The sequence below is a fragment of the Stenotrophomonas sp. GbtcB23 genome (assembly GCF_019091045.1).
GTDB classification, from domain to species: Bacteria; Pseudomonadota; Gammaproteobacteria; order Xanthomonadales; family Xanthomonadaceae; genus Stenotrophomonas; species Stenotrophomonas rhizophila_A.
Genome location: NZ_JAGXKC010000192.1, coordinates 1 through 480 on the forward strand (window position 1 = coordinate 1; position 480 = coordinate 480).

Here is a 480-nt window from a genome sequence, read left to right on the forward strand (position 1 = left end):
GGGCGCCGGCACCGGCCAACGCGGGCGCTATAGCTATGATCTTTCGAGTACAGTGCTCTTTATCGGTACCCCCGCGACTGGCAATGGCAGCGGAAAACGGCCTGAAGGTTTCCACGGACCATACGCCGGACGCTGAGAATTGAATTCGAGTTAACTAGATGAGCTGGTGGATCCGGCGGGCGCATCCAGAGGTTTCTTAGTTCGGACGGCACCAGTCGTGGACGAGAGGCTATATTTTCACTTAGTGCAAGTCGCTCTGCCGCAGTACTGCGGAATACCTGAGGTAAGAATGAAAGTCACGGCGATCAATGCAGTGAATAGCCTTCGCTTGGCCCCCGTAGGTGCGAGCATCTATTGTGGCGCAACCGATGGGCGACTAACGGAAGAGCACATCATCCCCAAGGGACTTGGCGGCACGCTGGTACTTCCGCAGGCAAGCTGTGATGACTGTGCGGCTATCACCTCCCTTTTCGAAATGCG

At 56.5% G+C, this 480-nt stretch carries 1 protein-coding gene; it reads left to right on the forward strand.

Annotated features, from left to right (window positions below):
* Positions 1-289: 289 nt before the first annotated feature.
* Positions 290-480, forward strand: a 191-nt coding sequence (locus tag KVS69_RS18750) for an HNH endonuclease (protein ID WP_217539485.1), incomplete at its 3' end; no start/stop codon positions are given.